Raw genomic sequence first — 23,513 nt, forward strand, 5'->3', positions numbered from 1 at the left:
AATCAATGTTAACTAACTGGAATTTTGTGATGAAACCAATAAAACAGTTTGTAAAAAAAGCGTCAGTGATAAGCCTAAGTCTTCTTTCTCCGTTTGCTCTTGCCGCGAGTTACGATACCGTGATCCTAAATGGTAGAGTCATTGACCCTGAAACCAAATTTGATGCCATTGCCAACATCGGTATCAAGGATAACCAAATTGTGACCATCACGACGGATGCCATCAGCGGCGATAAAACCATTGATGCCACTGGAAAAGTGGTAGCCCCAGGTTTTATTGATGTTCACGCCCACGGGCAGAATATTGGTGACTATCGCATGCAAGCGATGCAAGGGGTCACCACCATGTTGGAGTTAGAATCCGGTGTGCTACCCATTTCCAGTTGGTATGATGAGCAAGGCAAGAAGGGATTACCATTGAACTATGGTGCTGCAGCAGGCTGGACATACGCTCGAATCGCAACCTTTAGTGGTACCCAACCTGAAGCCACCGCGGACTATTTTCAAAAAGCGCAATCACGTAATGATTGGAAGATGGATATCGCAACCCCTGAGCAACAAGAGAAGATTCTTAAGCTGATCGAGCAAGGATTGGATGAAGGGGGCTTAGGCATCGGTATTAATGCTGGCTATGCACCAGGCCATGGACAAAAAGAGTATTACGCCCTAGCGGAGCTTGCCGCGCAAAGAGATGTAGCAACTTATACACACGTTCGCTATGCCAGTAATGCCGAGCCACAAAGCTCTTTTGAAGCGGTAAAAGAGCTCATCGGTAATGCGGCGATTACAGGGGCTCATATGCATTTGTGCCACATTAATAGCACATCACTCAAGGACATCGATACCATTTTACCTATGGTCGAGAAAGCCAAAGAACAAGGGATTAATGTTACGGTAGGCGCTTATCCCTACGGTGCAGCAAGTACGGTTGTTGGCGCGGCGATGTTCCAAGGTGAAGGGTGGCGTGAGCGAATGGGCTCGACTGCAGAAAACTTCCAGCTTGGCAAAGAGCGTATGTCTGAAAAACAATTGGCTGACTATCAAGCGAACAATCCGGGAACCTTTATTGTTTGGCACTTCCTAGATGAGAATAACCCAGAAGATCTGGCGAAACTGGATGCGTCAATTTTAAGCCCAGATGTACTCATCGAATCCGATGAAATGTTCTGGATGCACATGGATGAAGAAGGCCATGTAGACAACTATGCTGGAGATGAATGGCCGCTACCAAAAGATTTATTCTCTCACCCTCGTTCGAATGGTACTTTTGCCAAAGTGTTGCGTGTGTATGTGAGAGAGCGTGCGTTGCTTTCGATGTCAGAAGCCATTCGTAAGATGACTCTAATGCCTGCACAGTTGCTCGAAGATTTCGTTCCGCAGATGAAAAATAAAGGCCGAATTCAACCTAATATGGATGCCGACATTGTTGTTTTTGACCCAGAAACCATCTCTGATGTCGGTACTTACCAAGATCCAAACCATCCTGCAGTCGGCGTACATTGGTTGCTGGTCAACGGTGAAATCGTGGTGAACAATAGCGAATTAGACACAACAGTGAAAGCCGGTAAAGCGATTCGCCGTACAGAGAAATAATCCAACAATATAACCAAAGAGAGTCGAAGGCGCGTAGTTCACACTACGCGCTTTTTTTATTAGAGGCGCGATACTGTGCAGGAGTAACACCTGTCCAACGGCGAAAAGCACGATTAAAGTTAGACAGATCATTGTAACCACAACACCACGCCACTTCTTCCGAGGTCATCTTTTCTTGCAAAAGCTGTTTTGCCGTCTCGACCCTCGCCTCATCCCGAAGTTCTTTTAATGACAGGCCCTTCTCCGCCAGTTTTCGCTGCAACGTTCGCGACGACATATGAAGAAAACCAGCAAACCAATCGACAGTAAACCAAGGCAGCATTGCGTACGTATGGGACAAACGCTTAATTCGCTCCACCCAATCAACCTCATTTGTCGTCAATGAAATGGGTTGGTAATCCTTATCAAGCTCGACCTTAATAGCACCGAACGGATGATCAAAACTGAAGCGTGTATTGGAGGACTCAAAAGGAAGTCCTTGTGCCAGGTGTTTCGAAAAACTCATATAGACGTGCTCTGGAACCCATTCTTTGCCCAAAAATAGGCGACACATTGAGAGCAAAGCGTATGAACGAAACCACTCTGTTTGGTCAAAACCGAGCGTTGAAGGATGGTAGGCGCCACGATGGCAGAGATACCAATCCCCATGAATTTGCTCCACCCAAATAACCACGTGGCTGCTCAGCTCTGGGATCATTTGTATCAAGGTTTCTATCGCTTGCGACAAATCACCACAACGCCGGATATTGCTCTCTAGAGCTGGCGAGATTTGCGATAAAGTAATCAGCTTCCCGACTTCCAATCCGACTTTCTTATTCGAGTGTCGAACCATCGCCATGAGAAACGACATTAACTGTTGAGAAGAGAGCCACACTTGGCGAGACTGGATATCATGCGGAATTTGATATTGATCGGCGACCGCTTTCCAGTCAATGCTGTTTTTCTCGAAATATCGGATAAATGGCAGCAAATTGCTCGAGCTGGTCGTATTAATGTTGTGCGACATGATTGCTCATCCTTGGCGTAAACTGACCTAATGGTAGAAGATTTACAGCCGCCCTTCAAATCGCTAAAAGCTCTACAGAGAAAGAGAGTGTCGTAGACTACGGCGCTGAAAAGGTATTGCGGAAGTCATCAGTGTGTCTTCACCTGTGCGATAACAAAAACAACACAGGAGTTAAGAGCTAGGTAATTAAGTGGGAGTGAGAGAGAAAGGGATCGCTAACAAGAAGAAAACAACATGGGAAGCATCCTTGCTTCGGGGAAAATCAGAAAGATTAGAAATACACTTTGTAGAAGGCCCACGCAACCGTGTCATCGATGTGGATCGTTTTCTGACTCGATTCCATCTGACCATAAGTGTTCTCAAGTTTAAACTGCCCCCAGCGTTTACCATCTGCAGAAAGCGGGGTACCGAGAGTTAACGACGTCTTCAAGGTTGATGTCTCGATGCTGCCGTCCATGTAGGTGTATTCTGGCGAGAACATGAGATAGGTGCCATCCGCGCCAGGCTTCCAAGAAAGGTACCCTGCAGCCATCCCCCCAATAATATCGCTATCGTTTTCTCCCATCATTCTACTGAAATTTTCGTCATACTGACCCGCCAAAGCTCCGACACGGCCAAACATCACAACATCTTTAATACCGGGGTTAAACATTGCAACGGCACCGGCTGCAAGAGTGGTAAAGTTTGCATTATCAATAAGATCGAGAGAAGCTGCCACTCGTGGAACGTGAGGATAAGGTAAGTTAAATACATGAAAATACTGTAGACGGCTATCTTTGTATTTACCTTCTTGGTCCATGGTGCCTTCCAATGTTCCCATGGCCATCTGGCCGTTATCAAGGCCAAAACCCAGCGAAGCCGACAACTTTACATCCCCTTGGTTATTCATGCCGATGTATCCAGAGGTGCTCACCGCTGTCAGATCTGAAGGATCGACTTTTGGTTCATGATCATCATTGGCGTAAGCCGTTGAAACAGACAACGCCAAGACTGATGCTGTAAAAAGATGGCTCGCAAAACGTTTCATAAAGTTCTCCTGTATCAAAACTGTGGAGAACTATAAGGGGACTTACAATCAAACATTAGGTCATTTCGCGCCAATCTGAGAGTCATTTTACGCCAAAAACTCACCGACCAATTTGATTCTTGTCTGCGCTAACCTTTCCTTTTGTTCTTACAAGAAGCAATCGCTCATCACTTCGCGATCCTTTTCCTTAAACCAATTCGGCTATGCCCTGCTGGGAAATCATCAAAGCGCGTGAATTCTTCAAACCCCAAGCTTTGATAAAACTGTGGAGCCTGCCAACTTTGTGTCCAGAGCCACAAACCAGATAACGAATGTTGTTTCGCGTACTCCTCTGCTTGAGCCATCAGCTTTTTGCCCATTCCCGTGCCTCGGCATGCCTCATCAACCCAAAGCTCATCAATGTAGAGCCAATCCCAGAGTAAGTCAGCCGTTAACGCAGCGATGAGGTTGCCGTGCTCATCCTCCACAGTCCAATTAAAACGTTCTTTTTGGTAAGGCGGTGCCAAATGCGTTTCACTGTGAGATTCAAACCCAGCACTGAGTTGACGCTGCTTACCCTCACCTAAAGGACCTGCCGTGAAATCAATCTTCATCTTTTTCTCGTTTCTGTTTACCCGTTATGCTGAGCGCAGAGTATCGCACAGCAGCCGATGAAACCTTTAATTATATTAATACCCAAACTACTTGGAGTTGTAGGTAGGCGGCAAGTGAGTTCATCTCCTTGAGTATAGACAGGCCATGTGATTAGAGGGAAGGAACGAAGCCAACAGCGCGACAGCTTCAAGTAGGAAGGGGGTATCACACTGTTAACTCAATTTATTTGCCTCACCACCTCCCACTTTCATGTATGAAAACAACCGAAACATAGAAAACTTCATTCATATTGATTAGAATGGCACGACAAACTTGTGTTACTCCCATTGAGAAGCACAACAATCTGGATTTTTCTATGCCGCCCTGACTTTTGTTGGGGCGGTATTGCGTTTAGGAGGAATAAATGTCCAACACTGAATCGATCTGCGTATCAACGCTAGACATGGATCGTATTAGCGCACTTCTTGAAAAGATGGCGAACTTATCACCAGAATTGGAGAAGCTGGAAAATGAGTTAGATAGAGCCAACGTGCTCGCGCCACAACAGATGCCCGACAACATCGTTACCATGAACTCAACGGTGCGTTTTACGTTTGTCGGCAGTGACAAAGTCATGGAGAAAACACTAGTCTACCCAGACCAAGTTCGTAACCCCGATGACGTTTCTATTTTTGCCCCAGTTGGCAGCGCGTTGCTTGGCCTTTCTGTCGGCCAGCAGCTCACATGGCCAATGCCCGGCGGCGTGGAAAAAACCATCGAAATTCTCGAAGTAACTTACCAACCTGAGCGCATGGGCGAATTTCATTTGTAATGCTTAAGACAAGAGCCGCAAAAGCGGCTCTTAATGGTAATGGTGTATGATTTTCGAGGCATCACAATACCTTTCTTGACCAAATGGCTGTTGTACCGCTTTCAGTTGAAAGAAGGCAAATTCGCATTGACGTTTTCACTGCTCCATCTTGAATCTCCCCTGAAGTGCATTCATCACTAGCACTCCTGCCCCGTTAGAGCGATAATCCCGCCCTTTGTGAGCACCCAGCTCAACGATAGCAATACAGAAGTAGAAAGACAGCGATGACAACTGAGCCAACAGTCATAATTGGACTGCACAATCCCAAAAGCCCCACCAATGTCGGCGCAGTGATGCGCGCGGCAGGTTGCTACAACGCCACTCAGGTGCGCTACAACGGCACCCGTTATAGCCGAGCAGCTAGGTTTCAGACCGATACACAAAATAGTCATGAGCGGATTGATTTACTGGAGATGGAAGACCTCACCGCCAGCCTTGACGGCGATGTCGAGATTGTTTGTGTCGAGTTGGTGGTCGGCGCCACTGCACTGCCGCATTTTGCCCATCCTGAAAAAGCCATTTATCTTTTTGGCCCGGAAGATGGTTCACTGCCACAAGAGGTGGTCGACAAAGCACATCATGTTGTTTATATCCCCACTCACGGCTGCATGAATCTCGCCGCGACAGTCAATGTGGTGATGTACGATCGCTTAGCGAAAACACTCGGCGCGATAGACGACCACGCGCAAGTTATCGCCAACCGCGATAACAAAAACCGTTTGCGAGTCAAAGAATGCTGCGATTAGGGTAGGTCCAAATAAATCAAAGCCGCGACATCGCTCTGACCGATTTTATAGATGTCATCATGATCACGGATATAGTGTCACCCTCAACGTTTTACGACTAACTTTGCTAAACTAGTCTCTTCGCTCGGTGTCGTTGCAACTGTCGGTTTTTGATTTCTCAAACGGTACCGAGTTCCCTTGTTTTTACAGAATAGTGCTATACCCGCTCAACTTGAAGATGCAGGTCTCAAAATCTGAAAATTATCCGTAATTCTGGATACCAGTGAGCCTGCAACTTTTGGCAGAGTTACATTGAAAAATTCATTAATAGCCGTTGCAAATGCGACCTTCGAGGAGAAGTAAATATTATTCCTCGCATACTCATTCATCACTTTCCATAACCGCTCGGCTTTGTTGCACAAATCGAGTGAACTAAATCAAAATCTTACGATCAGATCAGGGACATTCATTCACTGACTTTGATTTCATGCCGAAGCCTCGTTACAAAACCACCAACTGGCGCAAGTACAATAACTCCTTGATCAACAGAGGCTCACTCACATTCTGGATTGATGAGGAGGCCATAACTGAGTGGAAACAACCTAAACAGGACAGACGTGGTAGACCAAGACTGTTTAGTGATCTCGCTATCACGACGGCTCTCATGATAAAGCGCATCTTTTCCTTACCTTTGAGGGCGCTACAAGGCTTTTTCGACTCTGTTTTTAGGTTGGCGAACATCCCATTGGTTTGTCCTCACTATACCTGCATAAGCCGCCGAGCCAAGGATGTAGAGGTTAGTTTCAAAGCTTCAACACGAGGCGCTATCCAACACCTAGCCATTGATGCAACTGGGCTCAAAGTATACGGTGAGGGAGAATGGAAAGTGAAAAAGCATGGAACCGACGGCAAGCGTCGAGTCTGGCGTAAACTCCATCTTGCGGTTGATACAGATACACATGAAATTATCGCTGCTGAGCTAACACTATCAGGTGTGAGCGATGCGGAAGTACTCCCCAATCTACTCAAGCAAACACGCCGAACTATCAAGGAAATCTCGGGAGATGGTGCATACGATACAAGAGAGTGTCACAGGGCAATTAGGGTTAAGAAAGCGATACCTCTAATCCCTCCGCGTAAGGGTGCAGCTTTCTGGGAAAAAGGGCATCCACGGAATCTGGCAGTTGGCTGCCAAAAGCTCTATGGTTCGAACAAAAAGTGGAAACAGAAGTATGGTTACCATAAGCGTTCGTTGTCGGAAACCCCTATGTATCGCGTAAAACAACTACTAGGTGCTTCACTCACGCTTCGAAATTACAACGCACAAGTTGGTGAGACTTACGCCATGATCAAAGCACTCAACAAACTAACTGGGATAGGTATGCCTGAAACTCAGTATATCGTTTAAAATACGAACGATTTAACCAGCATTCGGCCTGTGCCTGAATTCAGCAACAAGGCCAAAAATAGTTAAAAAAAGCGGCAATTCAGCCGCTTTAATATTTCATCTAATATAGTCTAAACCAATACGTGACACATATTCTCCAGATACTTTCGAATGGTGTAGAGCGTATTCGTATCTCAGTTGACCAACTATAGTATAGTCACACACTTTGACTTGTGGCGGGGTTAGTGACAGATTTAAACTATAACTCCTCAATTCAAATCGGTCATTCCAAATACCCTCATTAGCAAATGCTAAACTCGTCAAGTTGGGGTTGGCATTTTTGTACAGCATTGATACTGCAGAAAATACTTCTATATTTTCACCTACGGGTATAAAGATTAGTTGCTTAGAGTTCACAAATTCTCTACAACGCTCAAACAAAACCTGTTCACCCAGAGGGCGTGTATCACTATCTTGACGCAGAGCTCCAGCTATCGGATATAGTCTTTGTATAACGGCTTCGATACTACTTTGCTGACCGTTTCGCCCAGGCACTAAATCGCATGCAGGAGTAACCACAAGGAAGTACTCTCCCGTCGTACCATTTTTTAGCACATGGCCAGTTGTGAGATGCTTACCTTCTACTGGTAATGAATTGCTAAATGCATTGGATGATTTGAAAATCTCAAAATCATTATTCAGCACCACTTCTGGAAAAAATCGCTTTTCAATATCTTCCGCAGGCATTCCAGAAGCGCCAAGACTTTGAACTACGCGAGTTAAGTATTGACTTAGTTCATCTTTATAATGCCAAGACATTTCTTCCAAATGATTTTGAGCCGTACACCACGCTTGTTGTTCAAGGTCTTTCTCACTGACCTTTAATAAGTCTCGTAACCAACCTGCTTGTGTATGTTGTTTGCTCAACACATTACTTGTCAATGCAAATCCATGCTCATCTAACTTATGTCTTAACTTTGCCAACAAAAGACGATGAGGATGGGGTCCCCAATGTTCTAATGCTTCTAACAATTTAGTTGGAAGTTCAGCGGTAGGAACAGCTTTACCCGCAACGCAAACAAACAAGTTTCCTGCTTTGACCCACATGTAAGCATCATCCCCGCTCCATTGAAGATCATCAAAGTCAATTAAACCAAAGCGCTCTCTAAGGCGTTCGCCCTTTTTCCACAAAACAAACCATTGGAGAAACTTAAACTCCAACTGTTCCAAATCATCGTCTTCATCTAATGGACGACTGTCATATTTCGACTTTAGCTCCCTGAGTTCAGGTAATGAACTATCGATTTTTTCTGGTGCTATATTGAGTGCAAACAATTTCAAATATTCAAAATCAGAAATACAGTCAATTAAACTGTCTACAATACCGGACTGTTCATCCTCCCATGCATCTAAAGCATCAGTAATTTTTCTTCCCTGTAATAGACCTTCCGGTATTTCTTTAAATAACTTTTGACATTGGAGATGAAATACAATGTCCTTAAAAACAGCTCTATAGCCGTCATCAGCCCCAACATCGGTATACCCTTTGGTATGGACAACTACCAAATTAAAGTGCTCTTTTTGAGCTAAGGACGAAAGTACTCCTAGAGCTTTTTCACCTCGACCATCATCACCATTCCCCTCCAGATGATAATCTAAAATTAATAAATCACTATGATGAAGATTATCTACATCACCCGTCCCATTAAACTGCCCATCATGTACATCCAACATCCAGTTATTTTCATGCTCTTTACACATACCAATAACTTCTAAAAGCCGTTCTTTATCAGCGGGGTTAGAACCATCGTCGCCAGTGATAAGTTTAGATAGCGTTGGATATTCATCATCGACAACCATAACACTACGAATCGGATCTATGTAAGCTTCTTTAATTAAAACCGTCATACTCAATTTAAGAGCCCTCCGATTTTAATTCCGAAATTTGCACCCGATAAAATTTTTTCATCAGCATTTGTAATATAACGAATTGTATGTCCTGATAAAGCCAAGTTAGATTTACAAAGATAAAGACCTACACCACGCCCACCGCGTTGTTTCTTGGTGAAGAAAAGGGTAAACAGACTTTCTAAATCGACTAGATCAACACCTGGGCCATTATCAGCGACAATGACTTCTCCATCTCTGTAATCCAACAAGATTTCTTTTGGATCTTCGTCTTTAACATTTAACCAATAACGAGAGTTGTTGATTAAGTTGATAAACACTGGATACAACCTAGCAGGTGAATCATAAACGCTAAATTGGTTAAAGCTTTCTGTAGCACTAAGCGTTATGTTTCGCCGTTCCAGTACTTCACCATAAAAGTTGTTTACATAGCCTAGGATTTTCGAGCCAGTCACATCAGTTTTTGTGTGGTCACCCGAAAGTTTTAATGGAGACAAAAAGCGCCATTTATCACTCAAACTCTCATGAGCAAAGCTAACTGAGTCAACCAACTCATTTTGGGTGCTTGTTAAATCTGTTTTGCGAAGATCCTTTAAGCCCCTAGCCATTGTAAGATCAAGACCTTCAATCTCATGGCCAATAATCTCAACGGTAATACCAAGCTGTGCTAAACCGTTTAGTCTTGTCGCCTCTTGCTGCCACTTATTTGACTCACGCAAACTCGCCATAGCTAAGCCTTCGAGGTCAATTGCATTTCGAATGCTACTTAGAGCAGATATGTATGGCTTCAGAGCTTGAGCGTTTTCAATTTCTTGCTTTTGGTATTCGAGATCTATCTTTTTCATTGCATCCGCAGGGGACACAACTCCAAGGTCGAGATCCTTTAATAACTCGCTTAGTGCCGCGTCATAAGCCTTATTGCAGCTATCAACCAATTGTTCAAACCGCTCCAACTCAGCTTTTAGCAGTTCTCGGCCTTCTGCCGCCATTTTCTTCACTTTTGCAGTAATGTAGCCACGGTTTGTATTGAATTGTGAACGAGCAACATCGGTGTCACTTTTTGTTGTATGTTTTTCGATTGCGGAATCAGCCGACATCGTCAGCCGTTTCACTATCTCTTTTGCTTGTAACTCAAGAGAACGGTACTCATCATATTGATCTTTCACTGTACCCAAGCTTGGAGGGATGGGGCTCAAAGAGTAATCTTTCAAATTTTCATTGTATCTATTAGAAAGGTTTTTGAGTTCTTTGGCTTGCTGCAAGTTAGTGATGTCTTCACCATGAATCAAGTCCGCTTGTACCTCTTCTAACTCCATAAGGAACGCAGATAGGCTTGGCTGGTTGTCTTTTATTAGTTTTTTAACTCGATTACGCTCATTCTTGAGCAACTTTTTTCGGTCAGCTTTGGCTTTTGCTTCTGCCCTTTCAGCAGCAATATCCGCTTGAGCTTCTTCCCTGATTTTAGACTTACGACCAAAGAAACGCACTGCAGTTTCTACAAGGATATTGATTACAATTTCTCGGAACAGCATTGCTGCGCGATTGTCCATCAAGCCTTCTCGTCCGGCTTTATCTTTTAGGTTAGGGTTACCTAACCTTGAAATGCTAATGCGTCCATACGTCTTTCGTGCAGACCAAAAATAATGACCCGCATTTTTAGTACGGCGACTCTCTATCTCAAAAAAGTCACTATCATCACGACCATATGGCATCACTCTCAAACCATCACGGTAAATTCTTAAACCGCCATGCAATGTCGACTTAGATTCAATTTGTTCCCAGAGTTCTTCTGGCAAAGATGACCTTTGCTTCAAACCCTCATAGCCGCCAATCCGCACATCAAAAGCGCCAAACCGAGAATCAACACGAGTTTTGTATTGTCTTACAGGCTTTATGACCACTCCATCGAACACTTGACCGAATACTTTAACTGTACCATTGAAGTACCCTTCTTCATCCACATGTCCGTCGACCAAGTGTTCCATTTTTTCTAGATCGCTAATATCAAATTCGCGCTCTTCACCAACGAGCACTCGCTGTAGTTGACCATTCCATGCCACTACAACACAAGAAAACGGATCGTCTTTATTTTTCTCATCTTCGGTAACAAAAGGATCTGTAAAATTAGAAAGTGTTTCCAGTAATTTTAACTTTGCGCGACCTGTTGCGTCATTTACTTCGGCGATAGAGTCGAGGACTAACTGATCTTCCAGTTCATCAGGAATGCCAACCATAAACATCGCTGTGCCTGTCTCACTAATGCCCTTTGCAACCTGCCAAGTATTAATGACGCGCTCGGTGAAGACATTTAACTGTGACTGAATAACAATCTGCTCTAGGGTAGATTGAAAGCCATCTAAAATTTGATTCTGTTTAAGGTACTCTTTTTCCTCGAATCGAGAAAACATTTCCCAAGCACCTCTCAAACGAAGAGCAGCTTCAGACTTGTCTTCTTTTGAGGGAGTTACATTACGCATCAAGCCTTCGTAGAGAGATGGTAGTTCTGAATGAAGTTCTTCTAGGCTGTCTACCTCTACTGCTGGAATAGCTATATCGTGGAGCATGACGTAGGGGTTCTCAAAAATACGCCAGTCGATAAGGCTTGCTACATATGGATGGTGTTCTTTCTTACTGACGAGCAACAACAAATGACCTAGGGCTGCAGATGATAAGCGACCGATACCCTTTTGCCCTTGTTTTTGTCTATTGTACTTACGTTCATTTTCAGCTTCGCCGTCTTCGGATTCAATCTTAGATTCAGTACCTACAGTAAGCCACTTTTCCTCGAAATCAGCCAAACTCATCCCAAAGCCATTATCAACAATAGCGGCTACTGACTGCTCACCATCAAGTATGTGTAGAGCAACTTCATCAGCATCTGCATCATAGGCATTTTTCCAAAGTTCAGATATGGCAGTAGGACAGTCAGCGATCTGTTCTCGTCCTAGATGGTCTATCGTTCTTGCTCTCGTTTTGAAAGACGATGTGATTAGAGGCATAAATTGATTCCAGTTACGTATAAGCTCGTTTTGTAACTTAGCTTACTGAAAATAAAAAAAAAGTGCCTAACATTGTAGGCACTTTTTCTAATTCAATCCACTGCATATATGTCTTATTAGAGCTTCCCCAAGCTTGGGCGGAACTGCATTTCCTATTTGCCTAGCTTGCTCTGTCGAACTTCCATAAAAATTAAACCAATCTGGGAAGGATTGCAGCCTTGCTGCATGACGTAACGTTATCCCGTGATCTAGCCAAGGATGAACAAACCGTCCTTTAGATGGATTGTTACAACCAGTAGTAATTGTATTGCTCGGTGTATGGATGAAAATCCGACCGTACACATCTTTGTGCCCTTTGTAACCGTTTGAATGACATTTCAACCGGTGTCTCTCACCTGCATCTTCACGACTACCATTTAGTGGAGTGTCCGCAAAGCGCTCTTTCATCATGTCGCTTGGCTTCATGTGAACGTTGCAAGGATCGTTCTTATTTAAAGGTTCTCCACAAGGAAGTGATTTGAGAAGTTTAAATATCTCATCTTTGGTGCGCTTGTCTTTTTGATCAAAGAAATCGTCCCAATAGACTTGGTAAAGGTGCTCTGGAATCTTTTCAAATACGGAAGATGCCGCAATCCATTCTGGCTCTTTTCCTGACGCTGAAGAAAAATGCGTACTTGATGGTGGAAATACAATCTCATCAGAATCTAGATCTTCACGGATACCGAAAATGAATACACGCTTACGGTTTTGAGGTACTCCGTAATCTTTAGCATTCACTGAATCGCAGAACTTAATTACATAACCAGCTTGTTCAGCTAATACAATGAATTTGTCCAAAAACGGCTTGTGGCGTTTCCACAAAAGCCCCGCAACATTTTCAACGAGAAACGCCTTCGGCTTAAATTCATTTACAAACTCAAAGTATCTGAGAAGCAATGCATTACGAGGGTCATTGACACCTGCGTTTTTGATGCGATGTGTTGAAAACCCTTGACAAGGTGGTCCACCAAGGATCAAATCCAACTCACCTGGTTCTAAGCCTAAACTATCTCTTAGCTCTTGCGGCTCGACATTATTTATATCACCGCACTCTTCGCCAGCACGAAGGTCAATATTTAGCTCTTTAGATTCAATAAAGTTTTTCTTGTACGTGTTGGCAGCTGCTTTATCAAACTCGATAGCTGCAAGCACATCCACTCCCGCATCTATTGCAGAAAGTGTAAAACCACCGGCGCCGGCAAATAAGTCTATCGCTTTAACTGTCATTCAAGTCACTCAAAAAATCTTAGCTGGCACATTCTACCGACTTACTAATAAATTACCATTGCTTGGAAACTAACAGGCGATAAAACAAGCTGAGATATTCATAAAATCAGATTATTAACATTGTCTAACATACCAGCCCGATTTGAACTGTGTTTATATACAGCCATTTTACTCTACTATGTCAATTAAAAATTTAAAAGATGCCTCAAAAAAAACCATGGCTATGCGAGTGCTATCCAAATGGCCGGAACAACAAACGGGTTAGAAAACGCTTTGCTACAAAAGGCGAAGCGAGTTCGTATGAGCTCTTTCTCATGAGAGAGGTGGACAACAAACCCTGGAAAGGCAATAAACCTGATAATCGACGTTTATCTGATTTGGTTGAGCTGTGGTTCGCTCACTATGGTCGCACGTTGGTCAAGGGTGAAGTCATCATTAAAAAGTTTCACCACATGGCAAAAGCGATGGGCAACCCTGTCGCATCTGCGTTCTCTTCTATAATGTATTCCGATTTCCGCAGTAAAAGGATGTCAGGGGACTTGGTGTTTGTTGATGAATCGCCCTGGAATCGTGGCAAGCCGAGTGTATCGACACTCAACTCTGAGTTAGCTCGTTTTAAGGTGGTGTTTACGTTTTGCTGTCGGTTTGCTCTATTTTGCGGTAAGTGTACCTGTAAACGCTTCATACGGTAGGCGCGGAGGAATGGATTCCCGCGTGCGCGAGAATGACAACAAGTGATGTGACTCGGTATAGTTGCTGCTGTCAGTTTGCAATTGCTCAAACGGTACCGAGTTCCCTTCTTTTGACAGACCAGTGTTCTGCATTTAGGCACAGCTATTTAGACTCAAAAAGTAAGCCAAGTAGCGCAACTCTGGGCTATACATTAACGAAGACCAGAAAAAACCGCCCCAATCATTAAGCCAACCTCAGCTACTTTGTTTGAAGAGAGCTACACGCTGTTTTGCTACATATTGAAGAACAAACTCGGTATTAGCCTAGCATCTGTCGCCACTTACCCTTGTTGTCGTAAAAAAAGAGCCGCAAAAGCGGCTCTAGATAGTTTGTGATTTTCGAAGTGTCGGCTTACTTCTCTTTACCAAACACGTTGTTCTCTTGCTCAAGAACGCGGATGAACGTGGTGCGTTTGGTTAGCTCGCGAAGTTCGGCTGCGCCTACGTAAGTACAAGTTGAACGCACGCCACCAAGGATGTCTTGAATGGTGCCGTGAACGCTGCCACGGTAAGGCAATAGTACAGTTTTTCCTTCCGCTGCTCGGTAGCCTGCGACGCCGCCAGAGTGCTTGTCCATCGCGCTCTTTGACGACATGCCGTAGAATTTCATGTAGCTTTCGCCGTCTTTTAGCACAATTTCACCGCCTGATTCTTCGTGGCCAGCGAGCATGCCGCCTAGCATCACGAAATCTGCACCACCGCCGAAGGCTTTCGCTACATCGCCAGCGCACGCACAGCCACCGTCACCGATAATACGGCCACCAAGACCGTGCGCAGCATCGGCACACTCAATGATGGCAGAAAGCTGAGGGTAACCAACGCCTGTTTTCACGCGAGTGGTGCATACTGAACCTGGGCCGATACCCACTTTCACGATGTCTGCACCAGCAAGTATCAATTCTTCCACCATATCGCCAGTGACGACGTTACCGGCTGAGATCACTTTGTCTGGGAACGCGGCGCGAACTTGCTGAACGTATTGTACTAGGTGCTCTGAATAGCCGTTGGCGATATCGATACAGATGAAAATCAGCTCATCGGAAAGCGCCATGACATCTTTGGTTTTTTGGAAGTCAGCTTCCGATGTGCCGGTTGAAACCATTACTTTGTTCAAGGTTTCGCTGTCAGCGTCTTTGACGAAATCGGCCCAATCTTGAACGGTGTAGTGTTTGTGGATGGCGGTCATTACACCGTGCTGAGAAAGTGCTTTCGCCATTTCGAAGCTGCCCACAGAGTCCATATTGGCAGCAATGACAGGCACGCCAGACCATTGACGACCACTATGTTTGAATGTAAACTCGCGGGTTAAATTTACTTGAGAACGGCTTTTCAGGGTAGAACGTTTCGGGCGAAACAGGACGTCTTTAAAACCTAACTTAAGTTCTTGTTCGATACGCATTGTGTAATTCCTTGATTCATAACTTGTATGTGTCATCGCAAAGTGCGTAGTAACCAAGTTGGCAGACGAGGTTACTGTTCTTCGGACACAAAAAAACCGGAGCGTTGGCAGACGCTCCGGTTTTCAGCATTATAGGTCGCGATTTTTTTTCGACAAGTCTGATTTTTTAAATTTTTTTGTGCTACCATCGCAGAGATTCCATACCCACTCCCCTTTATTGCTCTCTTAATTTCTTTTTTATCTTTTAATTCATACCGTTAGTTAAGAAACCGTTCGCAAACGCTTGCGCAATGCTTTGGCTATTTGTTCACCCATATCCGTTTTTTTCTCAAGATGTGACCTAAACCAGGTGATCGCTGCTTATCAACCTTCTCACTTTTTTGTTAACCCTCCTAAACTTTTAGTATGAAAAGCGGACTGTTTTTTGCTTAGTAAGGTATTAAGGAATAAACAAGTAACACTTTTGCCGCTCGGCAAATGAACAACAAAGGCAGTGTCGATAATGAAAAAACTCTCTTTAATCACTCTTGCATTAGTGACTACGCTTCCTGCTGCGGCATACGCAAAAGGGGAAATGGGCTCCATGTACACCAACGTGGGAGCAACAATGGTAAGTAATGGCAACGAAGAAGAACTCGCTTACTTTTTCCAAGTCGGCTACAACCATCGCATTACCGATTTTCTTTCCGCTGACGTGAGTTATAAAAAGGTAGAGACGGTAAACAGCAGTGTGGCGGCCAACTCGAAAGATTTTGTACAAACCTATAACGCGTATGGTGTGGGCTTGAGGGTCGATCAACACCTTGGCGCGCTCAGTATCTACGGAAAAGCTGGGGCAAGTTACATTGAGTCAGAGTTGACGAAGTGGGACACGGTGACGTCTGCGGAAAAAACCACCACGGATGACAGCTTTAAACCTTATGCCAGTGCAGGGGTGAGCTTAGCCTCTCCGTTTGATCAACGTTTAACGCTAGATGCCGCTGTCACTTATCAGATGCTGCCGAATGATGAGCACGCTACCTCAGTGAGTGCTGGCGTGAAGTTCTCGTTCTAAGCGGCAGAACGTTCTGCCTGTTTGATGTGCTCAAACCGCCATCTAGGTGGTTTGAGCCTATATTCATTTGTCTCTGCCTCACCTTACCGAAGAGACAAATGGGGTGAACTCTATGCTCGGCAAACTCGGTGAAAGATAAGCCGTCACAATGTAGCGGGATACGTTCAATCAGCGTTCAGCAACTGACGAATTTTGTCGAACAAATCGGAGGCCAGTAAACCTATCTCCCCTTTTTCCGTCGCACAAATATCCGCCGCACAACTGTGTAAAAGCACGCCTAGCGATGCGGCTCTCAATAATGGCAGCTTCTGTGCTAATAATGCACCAATCACACCGGAAAGCACATCGCCCATTCCCCCCGTAGCCATGCCAGGGTTGCCAGCGTTACACACGAAAGTCTGCGTACCATCGCAAATCAGAGTTCCAGCCCCTTTAAGGACCACCACACCTCCGTATTGGCTTTGCAGCACTGAAATCGCGGCAAATCGATCGGCTTCGACTTCATTGACACTACAGCCGAGCAACCTTGCGGCTTCTCCCGGATGCGGGGTAATAATGCGCTGATCATTGTGGTTTGGGTAGCGCGCAAGCCAGTTCAAACCATCGGCATCTAACACCATTGGGCCTTGGAAATTGGCAATGTCGTTCCAACGTTTTTTTGCCCATTCATCGGTTCCTAAACCCGGCCCCACCACGAGTACATCGGCCCAATCGAGTTTCTTTTCGAGCTCTCTCTTGTCTTCGTTATAGCCCAGCGTCATCACTTCAGGGCAATGGATTTGCAGCGGCAAGGCGGATTCTGGATGCGTCAGCGCGGCCACCAAACCTGCGCCACTGCGCGCGCAAGCGGTTGCCGCTAATGAGATTGCCCCAGACATGCCGCGGTTACCCCCAATCAACACAACACGTCCATGGTCGCCTTTATGAGCGCAGCGGTCTCTGGTAAGTCGCCATTGAGTAATCTCATCGCGCTCAATTGTTGTCTTGAAACTCGGGAACAATTTGGCAAATTCAGCACCGATGCCAAGGTCAGCAAAATGTATCGCTCCGCAAAAGGCTCTCGCTTTTCCCGTGACGAGCCCTTGTTTGGTACCAATGAAGGTGACGGTGTGATCGGCATGAATAGCGTCAGGAAGCGCTTGGCCGGTATCAGCACAAAGCCCGGACGGAATATCCACTGACACAATCGGTTTTCCCGCGAGGTTGACCGTGTCTATGACCTTGGCCATCTCTTCACGAACAGCGCCTGCTAGGCCTGTACCCAGCAGAGCATCCACCACCAAATCGCAGTCTGAAAGTGCCGCGTTGAGGCTGGTGGTGTCAGATATCTCTCCTCCAGCGTCTCGCCACGCTTGCTGTGCTTGTTTGGCATCTCCGCTTAAACTCTCTGCATCACCACTTTGAATCAGCACCACATGCAAACCTTGCTGCAGAGCTAACCGAGCAACCACATAGCCATCACCGCCATTATTTCCCTTGCCACAAACCACACATAAGCGTGATACCGCTGGATAATAGTTAAGAATCACAGCGAATGTGGCGCGCCCTGCCCTTTCCATCAGCTCATAGAGTGTCACGCCCGCATTGGCGGCAGCGCCCACTTCCCCTTCTCTTACTTGCTTTGCGGTATACAGTGCTTTGCGTAAATCCATGGCAGTCACCTTATTTTGCGCGTTACTGAAAGCTCTACGATGACTATAGACGAAAAAGCCAAGGAAAACCTTGGCTTAAAAGAGAGTTTGCACAAATTGCTCGACAAAATGCTATTGATGTTGCTGCGCCATGATCGCTTCTGCGGTGGCATCTTGTATGGAGAGAAACAGTGATTTCACTTGCCCTGTGGGTGTGCGCATCGGGTTAAGAGTCACGTTTTGATACATGAACTCCGCTTGCTGTGTCACTGGGCGTACGTTGCGGCAGCGGAACAAATACGGGCGCTGACGCCAGGTGATAAAGCTACGACAACCCAAGTTGTACACAGGCTTGGTTTTTAATTTGAACCACTCTTGGGGGATCTCTGGAAAGAGTTCAAAGATCGATTTGCCAATGGCGTCGTGCGCTTGTTTGCCACTGTGGTGCGTCATAAAACCATTCCACACTTGCACATTGTAATCGGTATCCAACACGATCAAACCCATGTCGACGTTTTGCACCATGTCCACCATCCAGTGGAACTGTTCAAATTCTGCAGGAAGATTAAGCATTAGAAGTCCTCCATCAGATAGGCGAGTTTGTTGTCTAACAACGGCAGTGACTCATCAACGAACATAAACAGTAAGTCACAACGAATTGACGTATTTTCAATGGTATAACTCACTTCAAACGTCATGGTTTTGGTAAATGAGCCGGTTGTATTTTCAATCACAGAATCAATTGAGATATGCTGACCTAACAAGACAGGAGAGCTTTGGAAAAAACGCACTTCCGCTTGCTGCCCTAAGCCATTCAGGAAGGAGCCAACTAAGATATTGGAAACGTCCATAAGAAGCTCGAGCTCTTCCAGTTCTTCGCTGTCTGCCGGTACTTTCATCAGTTTTTTCAGGTCGGCAACACTGGAATCGCTGAGCAAGACGAGAGCCTCTCCCGCAATCCCTTCACCACTGAAACCTTGGCATACGCCGGAAACGTTGTCACTTTCCGCCAAATCGCGCAGCGCCATGTGCAGCTCGCTGAGCTCAAAGATATTCACGTTCGGTAGCGGCAAGTTTACAAACACATCAAAATGCCTTGCCAACGCATCTGCAGCGCGACCAATGGAAACGTTCGCCACTTCCATGTAGATGTCACGGCGACGCAAAATCGGCAGTTCGATGGTTCTTGGCGTGACAACTTGCGGCACCGATGCTGGCTCCACCAACTCTTTGAGTGTAGCTTTCAGTTCATCTTGGCCGATCGGCTTTTGAATAAATGCCTTTGCTCCCAATGCGAAAACGCGTTCTTTCGCTTTGGGTTGGATATCGCCGGAGACAACGATAACGGGCGTATTGTCACCACGTTTTCGCATTTCTTCTAATGTTCCAAAGCCATCCAGCTCCGGCATGGTGAGATCAAGGAACATTAATTTAAATTGTTTTTGGCTCAGTTCTTCTAATGCGTTAAGACCATGCACTGCGAATGTAATATCCGCATTCAAAGAAGCAGGTAGTGAGCGAGCCATTTGCTTTCGAGCAAGCGCTGAGTCATCACAGATGAGTACAGGAAAAGACATTCAACCACCCTTTTGACAGGTATTCCACTGCAACAAGTTTAACAGATAGATACTAAATGACGTACGGAAACTGACGTATTTATTATTGTTGTTCGCTATAAGTATGAACGTTATTTAACGAGAATACGAAATAACTTCTAGGGTGGGAACGATTTTCTATGGCCTCGGTAACAAAAATCTTTTAAATAAGAATTAGTTAAGGAAAAGCGTTTAACTTTTGTTCGTTTTCCATACAAAAAAAGAGAAAGCGCCCAACGAATTAGGCGCTTTTGATTGAGAATGTATTAAAGAGTGTAGACAGGGAAAATGATCATTAGGCCAAAACGCATTACCACCGCAAACAGACACAAACCAATGCCAAGGCGATACCATTTAAACTCACTGATCGACATCGGAATGCGTTTGTAGAACATCGTTGCAATTCCTCGCCAATCTTGGCTGCGTTTTCCATACTGAATAACGCCTGTTAGCACGAAAAGTATGCCTAGCAACAGTATGGCTTTTTCAAGCATGTATAAACCCGCTTCCATGTGATCCCTCTCATCTACCGCTATTGTTACTGCTTGGTATCATAGTAGCGGTATGAGGCAAAGAGATCTCTTGGACTTAAGTCTTAGTTAACCTGATTAGCAAAATGAAGCCCAATAAACGTCAACATCGACCAAGCATGTTGCGTTACTTTAGTTCACCATAGCGTTCAAGAAACAGCACTGTCGCCGCGGTGCGCGAAGGCACTTTGAGTTTTTTCAACAAGCTCTTCATGTGCACTTTGACCGTCGATTCAGAGATAAACAATCGGTCTGCGATCTGCTTGTTGCGAAAACCACGCGCCACTTCTTGTAGAATTTGGCGCTCACGCTCGGTCAGTTCATCAAAGACATCGATGTTCTCTTCACGTTGCAGCAAGTATTTCGCGACAACGCGGCTGTAGGCTTTGTCGCCCAAATGCGCTTTCTCAAGCAACTCCACCAACTCATCGGGCTCAGTATCTTTCAAAAGGTAGCCATCCGCGCCTGCTTTTACGATGGCTTCGATGTCAGCGGGGCTATCTGATACGGTTAAGATAACGATACTGGCTTCACAGCCATCAGCTCGCAATGCTTTTAAGGTATCCAAACCAGACATGCCTTTCATGTTGAGATCCAACAAGATGAGGTCTAATTCGTTTTCATGCGCTTTGGCAACGGCCTCAGTGCCATTACTGGCTTCTGCGACCACTTCAAATTGCTCTTCAAAGCTTAATAGTTGGTTAATACCACGACGCATCAAGGGATGATCGTCCACCAACATTACTCTACACACCGTCAAATTCGTGTTTCCTTAATACGTTGATATTTTAACACTACAGCACAACCATTCTGTGGCGATGCGGTGACCGATAACGATCCGTTCAAACGCGCCGCTCGCTCTTGCATGATAGACATGCCGTAGTGATTCAATTTCTGGTTACACTGATCAAACCCTACCCCATCATCACTCACGGATACCGTGACCCACTCCCCTTCTTCACAACATTCGATCCGAATGTTGGCAGCTTTAGAGTGTTTAATGGCGTTGATGGTGGCTTCACGAATCAATTGCAACAAATGCACTTGTTGGTGAGCGTCCAGTTCCACCGACGAAAGATCATTGGTTAAATGAATCTCCGCTTCCGTTTGATCCCCCAGTTGCACCACCATTTCTTGTAGCGCTTGACCAAAGGTGCCTTCTTTAATCGTGAGTCGGAAAGTTGTCAGCAGTTCGCGTAATTGGGTATATGCCGACGACAACCCAGTATCTAATTCTGCAATCACTTGATTGGTGCGCGCTAGCTGAGGCTCATCGTTCAACTTCGCGACACTGCGTTTGAGCAATGATACCTGAATCTTGAGGTAAGAAAGAGATTGTGCCAACGAATCATGTAACTCGCGCGCAATCGTCGCTCGTTCTTCCATCAAAAGTAGTTGTTCCGCTTGTCTTTGCGCCTGATTGTAGTAGACCGCACGCGATAGGATTTGCACGAAGTTGTCGATCAACGCTTGATCTGGGCACGGCAAACCGCTGCACCAATGCAAATACCCTAGGTGTTGCCCATCGAGCGTTAACGCTTTTTGATTACAACGCCCGACGCATTTAGGACCTTCAGTGAGCACCAAGTTACGCTCGCCGATCTCTTCAATCTCTAATTTGGCGGACACAATGCCTTCGATACTCACAATGTGTCTCAAAATCGCTTGGAAGTTCTCTTGGCTGATGCGTGACGCCGTCAGCTCTTGAGAGGAATGGTACAGCACCTGAAGAGACTGATTGGCGTGTTGCAGCTTGTGCGTCTTCTCATTCACCGCTTGTTCCAGCCCTCGGTAGAGTTTACCCAGGTCAGCCGCCATATTGTTGAAGGTTCTGGTGAGGATACCCATTTCATTATCACTGGTGACATTGAGGGAAACATCAAACGAGCGCGATTGAATTTGCTCACTGGCGGTGACCATCGCCTTGAGTGGCGTAACCACTTCACGACGCACAAAGTGAACAACAAAAATGCTCACCAATAAAATCCCACCCAAGCCTAAACCACCGACCCAAGCGAGCTTGATCAGCTTTTGCTCGGAAAAATGTTGCAGCTTAAAAACAAAAGCGTCAATTTGTGAAACAAAGCCAGCGACCAAAACCAAGTAGCGTTCTCTATCTTTACTTTGCAGCACTTCTTTTAATTCGTGCCAACGCATGATCAAACGATAGTAGTCGTGGGTAATGTCATCAGGCACTGTCCAATTTTGCAGTGCTTTCATGGAAGGCGAGTATATCGAACGCTCAAACAAATAGATGTGAGAGGAATAATCCTGCGCATTGATTTGAATATCATGGGCTAAACGGTAGCTTTGCATGCGCATCGAGCCTGCCACGTTGACTGCCTCGGCATCATTCAAGCTAGAAGCTAGGTTGATAATTGCAAAACTGGTCGTTGCAATAGATAACAGCAAGATCAAGCCCATTGCCTTCGCAATCGTGCTTGTTACTGACTTTTTCACCGTTTTTAGCAATTTATAACCTCTTCACTAACAAAACGGCAGCGAAGCCTCTCCGTTTCACGTTTTTCTGTTAACAATATCAATATGTGATCACTCTCGCCGGAATTTATTGATCTAAAACAACATTGCCTCTTAATTACCCCCTAAGGGGTATTTATACAAATATGTCAAAAACTACAATTTATGTGCGCTTAAATGACAGTTTATTAATGAGAAATGTGAACTAACATTAAGTCATGTTTCTTAAACTCAGGATAGTACAGTGGTAGACCTTTCAAGAAGACGTTTATTTTCCAGAAAAAAAGTCGATGACGGCTTAATTCGTCTTCCCTGGTTGGCTGATCGCATGCAGTTTACCGATCAATGCACTCGATGTGGTAAATGCGTTGAGCAATGTGAAACTCAAATCATTGTTAAAGGCGACGGAGGCTTTCCTACCGTCGATTTCTCTATTGATGAATGTACGTTTTGTTACCGTTGCGCAGAAGTCTGTCCCGAGTCACTTTTTTTAGCGAAAGATGCGCAACCTTGGCAAGCGAGGGCAATAATAAATGAGTCCTGTTTGTCGTACCACAACGTGGAATGTCGCAGTTGTGGCGAGATGTGTGAACCCATGGCTATCCAATTCAAATTGGAAATCGGCAAGGTCGCACAACCTCAGATAAACCTTGATGAATGTAGTGGATGTGGCGCTTGTGTTTCGGTTTGCCCTTCTTCATCCATCAATGTGAGCATAAACGAATAAAAGAATAATGAGAG

At 45.1% G+C, this 23,513-nt stretch carries 20 protein-coding genes and 2 pseudogenes; 7 read left to right on the forward strand and 15 right to left on the reverse strand.

Features of this window, described 5'->3' with window-relative positions; translation table 11 throughout:
• Window positions 1-29 precede the first annotated feature (29 nt).
• Window positions 30-1,592, forward strand: coding sequence for an amidohydrolase family protein (locus tag PQQ36_RS03385; protein ID WP_043877562.1), 1,563 nt, complete (start codon window positions 30-32; stop codon window positions 1,590-1,592).
• A 43-nt stretch (window positions 1,593-1,635) separates the two neighbouring features.
• On the opposite strand, the gene PQQ36_RS03390 is transcribed toward PQQ36_RS03385, so the two are convergent.
• From PQQ36_RS03390 to PQQ36_RS03400, 3 genes are all read right to left on the reverse strand, one after another.
• A complete protein-coding gene (locus PQQ36_RS03390; RefSeq protein ID WP_273660333.1) occupies window positions 1,636-2,598 on the reverse strand; it encodes an AraC family transcriptional regulator in 963 nt (320 codons plus the stop codon).
• A gap of 271 nt (window positions 2,599-2,869) precedes the next feature.
• Window positions 2,870-3,625 carry a hypothetical protein gene (locus PQQ36_RS03395; RefSeq protein WP_273660334.1) on the reverse strand — a complete coding sequence of 252 codons (756 nt, stop codon included), beginning with the start codon at window positions 3,623-3,625 and terminating at the stop codon, window positions 2,870-2,872.
• Between the two features lie 167 nt (window positions 3,626-3,792).
• Window positions 3,793-4,218: a GNAT family N-acetyltransferase gene (locus PQQ36_RS03400; RefSeq protein ID WP_045595927.1), complete on the reverse strand. Its 426-nt coding sequence runs from the start codon at window positions 4,216-4,218 to the stop codon at window positions 3,793-3,795.
• Between the two features lie 404 nt (window positions 4,219-4,622).
• On the opposite strand from PQQ36_RS03400, the gene rnk reads away from it, so the two are divergent.
• Both rnk and PQQ36_RS03410 read left to right on the forward strand, forming a co-directional pair.
• Window positions 4,623-5,030, forward strand: coding sequence for a nucleoside diphosphate kinase regulator (rnk, locus tag PQQ36_RS03405; RefSeq protein WP_225468938.1), 408 nt, complete (start codon window positions 4,623-4,625; stop codon window positions 5,028-5,030).
• Between the two features lie 263 nt (window positions 5,031-5,293).
• Window positions 5,294-5,815, forward strand: a complete 522-nt coding sequence (locus PQQ36_RS03410; protein WP_176301674.1) for an RNA methyltransferase — start codon at window positions 5,294-5,296, stop codon at window positions 5,813-5,815.
• A 206-nt stretch (window positions 5,816-6,021) separates the two neighbouring features.
• Here the strand turns inward: PQQ36_RS03410 and PQQ36_RS03415 are convergent.
• Window positions 6,022-6,210, reverse strand: a pseudogene (locus PQQ36_RS03415) (IS630 family transposase); the annotation flags it as partial.
• A gap of 71 nt (window positions 6,211-6,281) precedes the next feature.
• On the opposite strand from PQQ36_RS03415, the gene PQQ36_RS03420 reads away from it, so the two are divergent.
• Window positions 6,282-7,202, forward strand: coding sequence for an IS5 family transposase (locus PQQ36_RS03420; protein WP_225468937.1), 921 nt, complete (start codon window positions 6,282-6,284; stop codon window positions 7,200-7,202).
• 96 nt (window positions 7,203-7,298) lie between these two features.
• On the opposite strand, the gene PQQ36_RS03425 is transcribed toward PQQ36_RS03420, so the two are convergent.
• The 3 genes from PQQ36_RS03425 to PQQ36_RS03435 form a co-directional block, all read right to left on the reverse strand.
• The gene (locus PQQ36_RS03425) at window positions 7,299-9,089 is read right to left on the reverse strand and encodes a response regulator receiver domain (protein ID WP_225469098.1); all 1,791 of its coding nucleotides are present in this window, start codon (window positions 9,087-9,089) and stop codon (window positions 7,299-7,301) included.
• 2 nt (window positions 9,090-9,091) lie between these two features.
• The gene (locus tag PQQ36_RS03430) at window positions 9,092-12,088 is read right to left on the reverse strand and encodes a sensor histidine kinase (RefSeq protein ID WP_225468936.1); all 2,997 of its coding nucleotides are present in this window, start codon (window positions 12,086-12,088) and stop codon (window positions 9,092-9,094) included.
• A gap of 87 nt (window positions 12,089-12,175) precedes the next feature.
• The gene (locus PQQ36_RS03435; RefSeq protein ID WP_225468935.1) at window positions 12,176-13,354 is read right to left on the reverse strand and encodes a DNA cytosine methyltransferase; all 1,179 of its coding nucleotides are present in this window, start codon (window positions 13,352-13,354) and stop codon (window positions 12,176-12,178) included.
• 178 nt (window positions 13,355-13,532) lie between these two features.
• On the opposite strand from PQQ36_RS03435, the pseudogene PQQ36_RS03440 reads away from it, so the two are divergent.
• Window positions 13,533-13,984: pseudogene (locus PQQ36_RS03440) on the forward strand (phage integrase); the annotation flags it as partial.
• Between the two features lie 20 nt (window positions 13,985-14,004).
• On the opposite strand, the gene PQQ36_RS03445 reads toward PQQ36_RS03440, so the two are convergent.
• Both PQQ36_RS03445 and PQQ36_RS03455 read right to left on the reverse strand, forming a co-directional pair.
• On the reverse strand, window positions 14,005-14,178 hold the full coding sequence (locus PQQ36_RS03445; protein ID WP_273660605.1) for a hypothetical protein: 174 nt from the start codon (window positions 14,176-14,178) through the stop codon (window positions 14,005-14,007).
• Window positions 14,179-14,437: 259 nt separating this feature from the next.
• A complete protein-coding gene (locus tag PQQ36_RS03455; protein WP_011081644.1) occupies window positions 14,438-15,484 on the reverse strand; it encodes a GMP reductase in 1,047 nt (348 codons plus the stop codon).
• Window positions 15,485-15,986: 502 nt separating this feature from the next.
• Between PQQ36_RS03455 and PQQ36_RS03460 the strand changes: the two genes are divergently transcribed.
• Complete coding sequence (locus PQQ36_RS03460; RefSeq protein WP_011081645.1) at window positions 15,987-16,538, forward strand: outer membrane beta-barrel protein; 552 nt, start codon at window positions 15,987-15,989, stop codon at window positions 16,536-16,538.
• A 164-nt stretch (window positions 16,539-16,702) separates the two neighbouring features.
• Here the strand turns inward: PQQ36_RS03460 and PQQ36_RS03465 are convergent, their stop codons facing one another.
• The 6 genes from PQQ36_RS03465 to narQ form a co-directional block, all read right to left on the reverse strand.
• Window positions 16,703-18,199 carry an NAD(P)H-hydrate dehydratase gene (locus PQQ36_RS03465; RefSeq protein WP_273660336.1) on the reverse strand — a complete coding sequence of 499 codons (1,497 nt, stop codon included), beginning with the start codon at window positions 18,197-18,199 and terminating at the stop codon, window positions 16,703-16,705.
• Window positions 18,200-18,301: 102 nt separating this feature from the next.
• Window positions 18,302-18,742, reverse strand: a complete 441-nt coding sequence (locus PQQ36_RS03470) for a PAS domain-containing protein (RefSeq protein ID WP_011081647.1) — start codon at window positions 18,740-18,742, stop codon at window positions 18,302-18,304.
• Window positions 18,742-19,746 carry a response regulator gene (locus tag PQQ36_RS03475; protein ID WP_011152445.1) on the reverse strand — a complete coding sequence of 335 codons (1,005 nt, stop codon included), beginning with the start codon at window positions 19,744-19,746 and terminating at the stop codon, window positions 18,742-18,744. The genes PQQ36_RS03470 and PQQ36_RS03475 overlap by 1 nt, the downstream gene beginning before the upstream one ends.
• Window positions 19,747-20,030: 284 nt before the next feature.
• Entirely contained in the window at window positions 20,031-20,276 is a 246-nt protein-coding gene (locus PQQ36_RS03480) for a hypothetical protein (RefSeq protein WP_011081649.1), read from the reverse strand.
• A gap of 145 nt (window positions 20,277-20,421) precedes the next feature.
• Window positions 20,422-21,054: a response regulator gene (locus PQQ36_RS03485; protein ID WP_273660337.1), complete on the reverse strand. Its 633-nt coding sequence runs from the start codon at window positions 21,052-21,054 to the stop codon at window positions 20,422-20,424.
• The gene (gene narQ / locus PQQ36_RS03490) at window positions 21,051-22,766 is read right to left on the reverse strand and encodes a nitrate/nitrite two-component system sensor histidine kinase NarQ (protein WP_011081651.1); all 1,716 of its coding nucleotides are present in this window, start codon (window positions 22,764-22,766) and stop codon (window positions 21,051-21,053) included. Before narQ ends, PQQ36_RS03485 begins: the two co-directional genes overlap by 4 nt.
• Window positions 22,767-23,016: 250 nt before the next feature.
• Here narQ and napF point away from each other — a divergent pair, with 250 nt between their 5' ends.
• Entirely contained in the window at window positions 23,017-23,499 is a 483-nt protein-coding gene (gene napF, locus PQQ36_RS03495; protein ID WP_011152446.1) for a ferredoxin-type protein NapF, read from the forward strand.
• Window positions 23,500-23,513: the final 14 nt, after the last annotated feature.

The organism is Vibrio sp. CCUG 15886, from assembly GCF_028570825.1.
Classification (GTDB): Bacteria; Pseudomonadota; Gammaproteobacteria; order Enterobacterales; family Vibrionaceae; genus Vibrio; species Vibrio vulnificus_B.